We start from the raw sequence: 4,994 nt of genomic DNA, 5'->3' as shown, positions 1-4,994 counted from the left end.
ATTTTACGGTAGCCTCTTGCTTAATGCCACCGCCTCCAAAATACCATAGCTACAATTTAATAGAAGACAACACAAATAATAATACACTTTCTATAAAAAATCCTGAATTTAGTACAATTTACACAGGAAATAGGTATTTATGGTCTACATTACATTTAAAGCTTTTAACTTTAAATAATACAAAGCTAAATATTAATGCTATTGACTTTAGCTCTAAAGCCTTTGAGAGCGATTCATTGGTTGTTAAATTTGTACCTAACGGAAAAACGATAACACCAAACATCCCAATAGATGTAAAACCAAATGACACCTTAAACCTTGTGATTTTATTCATGAATAAAAACAGAAGACATGCTATAAAAAGAAAGCCGTTTTTAAACCTAAAGAAAACAGATACTACGACAATTAATCTAGAAATTAACAACCAGAAATATCGCTTACTTTATGAATAGACACTGTATTATTCTGATAATAAATGTTTAAAATTCACTTAACCTTTAAAGTAAACCTACTTACTCTTCTGCCCTACAAAATTATGATCCTTCAATTTAAACAGTACATTAAAGGTGGTTAAACTTCCATAAATACGTGTAATATATTGTTGTAAATCTATCTTTTCTTGTTCTTCTAAATTACTAGAATTCACCTTTTGTTCCATAACACGTAATCGGTCACGTACCATGGTAATTTTATGGAAAAAACTATCAATTGGTAACTCTTTCCCTTTTAAATTGGTGTCGCTAGGTTCTAAAATTAACTTTCCACCTTTCCATTTATCGGCAATCGGGACAATTTCAGAAACATCACTGTAACGTTTCAAAATATGCCTTAAACTACTTTCAATATCAAAAAAACTAATGGTATCTACATCTTTATCGGCAGCTTCAATAACTTCCACATCTGCATCTAAATCTATCGTTTCTAAACCATTATCAATAAAAGTTACCCAATACTGTTTAGAGTCTACATTAGTTACTACACCTTTTCCATATTCTGGATGATTGATTCTTGATCCTATTCCTAATAATTTCATAAGCATAACCCGAGAAAGCGGGTATCTTGTTTGTGTATTAAACTTGTTTTTCAGTTTTAAATTTAAACATAAAATTAGAAAAACAGCAAAGGATCTCTTCACTTTATTTTAACAATAAATCATAACTAACTCATTTCAAAAAGAAAGGCAAAACCCGTATCTTCGCAAATCTGTTTTAACAAGCTACAGAATTACTTATGTCTATTACAAATTTCGAAGAAAATATAGAAGTTCAAGGCGCAAGAGCCCACAACTTAAAAAATATCGATGTTACCATCCCTAGAGAAAAACTAGTTGTTATAACTGGACTTTCTGGAAGTGGAAAATCGTCTTTAGCTTTCGATACTATTTATGCCGAAGGACAACGCCGTTACATAGAAACGTTCTCTGCTTATGCTAGGCAATTTCTAGGTGGTTTAGAGCGCCCAGATGTAGATAAAATTGATGGTTTATCTCCTGTAATTGCCATTGAGCAAAAAACAACCAGTAAATCACCACGATCTACCGTAGGAACCATAACAGAGATTTACGATTTTCTTCGTTTATTATTTGCTAGAGCAAGTGATGCTTACAGTTATAATACTGGTGAAAAAATGATTAGTTATAGCGATGAACAAATTAAATCGTTAATAACCGAAAGTTTTAAAGGTAAACGCATTAACATTTTAGCTCCAGTAATTAGATCTAGAAAAGGACATTATCGTGAATTATTTGAACAAATTGCTAAACAAGGCTTTGTTAAAGTAAGAACCGATGGTGAAATAAAAGACCTTGTAAAAGGTATGAAGTTGGATCGTTACAAAACACATGATATTGAAATTGTTATAGATAGACTTAAAATTGATGACAATGCGGATAACGATAAACGTTTAACCGAAACTATAAATACGGCCATGTATCATGGAGACGATGTACTAATGGTTATAGATCAAGACTCGCAAGAAGTACGCTATTTTAGTCGTAATTTAATGTGTCCATCTTCGGGAATCTCGTATCCAAACCCTGAGCCTAATAATTTTTCATTTAACTCACCAAAAGGTGCTTGCGATAACTGTAATGGTATTGGAGACTTATACCAAGTAAATGAAAATAAAATTATTCCAGACGATTCCCTTTCTATAAAAAATGGAGCATTAGCGCCACATGGTCCTGCTAAAAAAAGCTGGATTTTTAAACAGTTAGAATTAATTGCAGACCGTTATAAATTTAAATTAACCGATGCCTATAAATCCATCCCAAAAGAAGCAAAACAGCTTATTTTATATGGCGGGAATGATAAATTTTCGGTAGAAAGCAAAACTTTAGGCATTACCCGTGATTATAAAATAGATTTTGAAGGCGTTGCCAATTTTATTGAAAACCAATATAAAAATGCAGAATCGACTTCTTTAAAACGTTGGGCAAAAGAATACATGGATAAAATTGAATGTCCCGTATGCAAAGGCTCTCGTTTAAAACAAGAATCTTTATACTTTAAAATAAATGGTAAAAATATTGCCGAATTAGCGCATAAAGACATTGTTGAACTAGCAGAGTGGTTTCAAGATTTAACCAAACATTTATCTGAAAAGCAATTTAAAATTGCCGAAGAAATTATTAAAGAAATAAAAGCACGTTTACAGTTTTTAGTAGATGTAGGACTTACCTATTTATCATTAAATAGAAGTTCAAAATCTTTATCTGGTGGCGAAGCACAGCGTATACGTTTAGCCACACAAATTGGCTCGCAGTTGGTAGGTGTATTATATATTTTAGACGAACCAAGCATAGGACTACACCAACGTGATAATGAAAAATTAATTAACTCCTTAGTAGCTTTACGAGACATAGGAAACTCTGTTATTGTTGTTGAACATGATAAAGACATGATAGAACGTGCCGATCATGTTATAGATATCGGACCAAGAGCTGGAAAACATGGAGGCCAAATTATTAGTGAAGGTACTCCAAAAGAGCTACTTACGCATAACACCTTAACTGCAGATTATTTAAATGGTACAAAGGCTATAGAAATTCCTAAAGAACGAAGAAAAGGAAACGGAAATTTTATCGAGTTAAAAGGCTGTACAGGAAATAATTTAAAGAACGTTTCTGTAAAAATTCCATTAGGAAAAATGATTGGAGTAACAGGAGTTTCTGGTAGCGGAAAATCGACACTAATAAACGAAACTCTCTACCCTATTTTAAATGCCTATTATTACAATGGTGTAAAAAAACCAATGCCTTATAAAAGTATAAAAGGGTTAGAACATTGCGATAAAGTTATAGATATTAACCAATCTCCAATTGGTAGAACGCCTAGAAGTAACCCAGCGACCTACACAGGTACCTTTGGAGAAATACGTAGTCTGTTTGCAAAAATCCCTGAAGCCATGATTAGAGGTTACAAACCAGGGCGTTTTAGTTTTAATGTAGCTGGTGGACGTTGCGAAACCTGTAAAGGAGGAGGCTTAAAAGTTATAGAAATGAATTTCCTGCCAGATGTTTACGTAGAATGCGAAACCTGCCAAGGTAAACGTTTTAATCGCGAAACATTAGAGATTCGTTATAAAGGAAAAAGTATTAGCGATGTGCTCAACATGACTATAAATGACGCGGTAGACTTCTTTGAGAACATTCCTAAAATTCATAAAAAACTAAAAACCATAAAAGACGTTGGTTTAGGATATATTACTCTAGGACAGCAAAGCACAACACTTTCTGGTGGTGAGGCACAACGTATAAAACTTGCAACAGAACTTAGTAAAAGAGATACGGGTAATACCTTCTATATTTTAGATGAGCCTACAACCGGCTTACATTTTGAAGACATTCGTGTACTAATGCTAGTCTTAAATAAATTAGCAGATAAGGGCAATACTGTATTAATTATTGAGCATAATTTAGACGTTATAAAAACAGTAGACCACATTATAGATATAGGTTACGAGGGCGGAAAAGGTGGTGGAAAAGTTGTTGTAGAAGGCACACCTGAGGTTGTTGCTAAACACAAAAAAAGCCATACCGCACGTTTTCTAAAAAAAGAACTAGCCTAAAGCAAATAATATATCCTCTACAAAAGCTAGCTATTGTAGAGGATATATTTGGACTAATTCTAGAGTTTTCAGCTTTTCTTATTTAAGTTATATTTTATACTTCGCACAAATATCCCGCATAAACCTCTAGCAATCAACAGGAAAAAACCTATAAACATATTAGGTAAATTCCTTTTTTATTCAAGCCCTTCACAATTTACATTTTTACACCTATCTTAGAGCTTAAATACATACAAAAAACAATTATAACTAAAATTGTTTTTGTTGTTTAATAACATAATTTAAAGTACTATCTTTCGAGGCTTTTAAAATTTGAAAAGAACATGAGAAAAGAACAACATCATAAAGATTGGAATGAAAATAAAACAAATGACTCTTGGGCTATATTCAAGATCATGGGGGAATTTGTTAACGGATTTGAGAAAATGAGTCAAATAGGACCATGTGTTTCTATTTTTGGTTCGGCAAGAACTAAACCAGAAGATAAATATTATAAACTAGCAGAAAGCGTTGCAAAAGGTATTGTAGAAGCAGGATATGGGGTTATTACTGGTGGTGGACCAGGAATAATGGAAGCAGGAAATAAAGGAGCACATTTAGCAGGAGGAACTTCTGTTGGATTAAATATAGAACTCCCTTTCGAGCAACACGATAATCCATATATAGATAGCGATAAGAGTTTAGACTTTGATTACTTTTTTGTTAGAAAAGTAATGTTTGTAAAATACTCACAAGGTTTTGTAGTTATGCCAGGAGGTTTTGGAACTTTAGATGAATTATTTGAAGCTATTACACTTATACAAACTAATAAAATTGAAAAGTTTCCTATTATTTTAGTAGGCACAGAGTTTTGGTCTGGACTTATGGACTGGGTAAAAGCGACACTTTTAGACAAATTCTCTAACATTAGTCCTAAAGACTTAGAC

General features: G+C 32.7%; 4 protein-coding genes. 3 read left to right on the top strand and 1 reads right to left on the bottom strand.

All coding sequences use genetic code 11. The features are described from left to right. Positions 1 to 452 (top strand): hypothetical protein (locus ACVC2P_RS16560; protein WP_452599566.1); only part of this gene is annotated, 452 nt, incomplete at its 5' end. Between the two features lie 56 nt (positions 453 to 508). On the opposite strand, the gene ACVC2P_RS16555 is transcribed toward ACVC2P_RS16560, so the two are convergent. Further along, the gene (locus ACVC2P_RS16555) at positions 509 to 1,033 is read right to left on the bottom strand and encodes a hypothetical protein (RefSeq protein ID WP_452599565.1); all 525 of its coding nucleotides are present in this window, start codon (positions 1,031 to 1,033) and stop codon (positions 509 to 511) included. A 197-nt stretch (positions 1,034 to 1,230) separates the two neighbouring features. On the opposite strand from ACVC2P_RS16555, the gene uvrA reads away from it, so the two are divergent. Together uvrA and ACVC2P_RS16545 are read left to right on the top strand one after the other, a co-directional pair. After that, a complete protein-coding gene (gene uvrA, locus ACVC2P_RS16550) occupies positions 1,231 to 4,068 on the top strand; it encodes an excinuclease ABC subunit UvrA (protein ID WP_452599564.1) in 2,838 nt (945 codons plus the stop codon). A 323-nt stretch (positions 4,069 to 4,391) separates the two neighbouring features. Continuing rightward, the coding region (locus ACVC2P_RS16545; RefSeq protein ID WP_452599563.1) for an LOG family protein at positions 4,392 to 4,994 on the top strand (603 nt) is incomplete at its 3' end.

The sequence above is a fragment of the Pontimicrobium sp. MEBiC01747 genome (assembly GCF_053601635.1).
Note: the sequence above shows the minus strand (reverse complement) of the source record. Positions and strands in the feature narration are given on the sequence as shown.

Coding starts and splice junctions, on each gene's coding strand:
- uvrA (WP_452599564.1), top strand. CDS start 1,231: ATGTCTATTACAAATTTCGAAGAAAATATAGAAGTTCAAGGCGCAAGA.
- ACVC2P_RS16555 (WP_452599565.1), bottom strand. CDS start 1,033: ATGAAATTATTAGGAATAGGATCAAGAATCAATCATCCAGAATATGGA.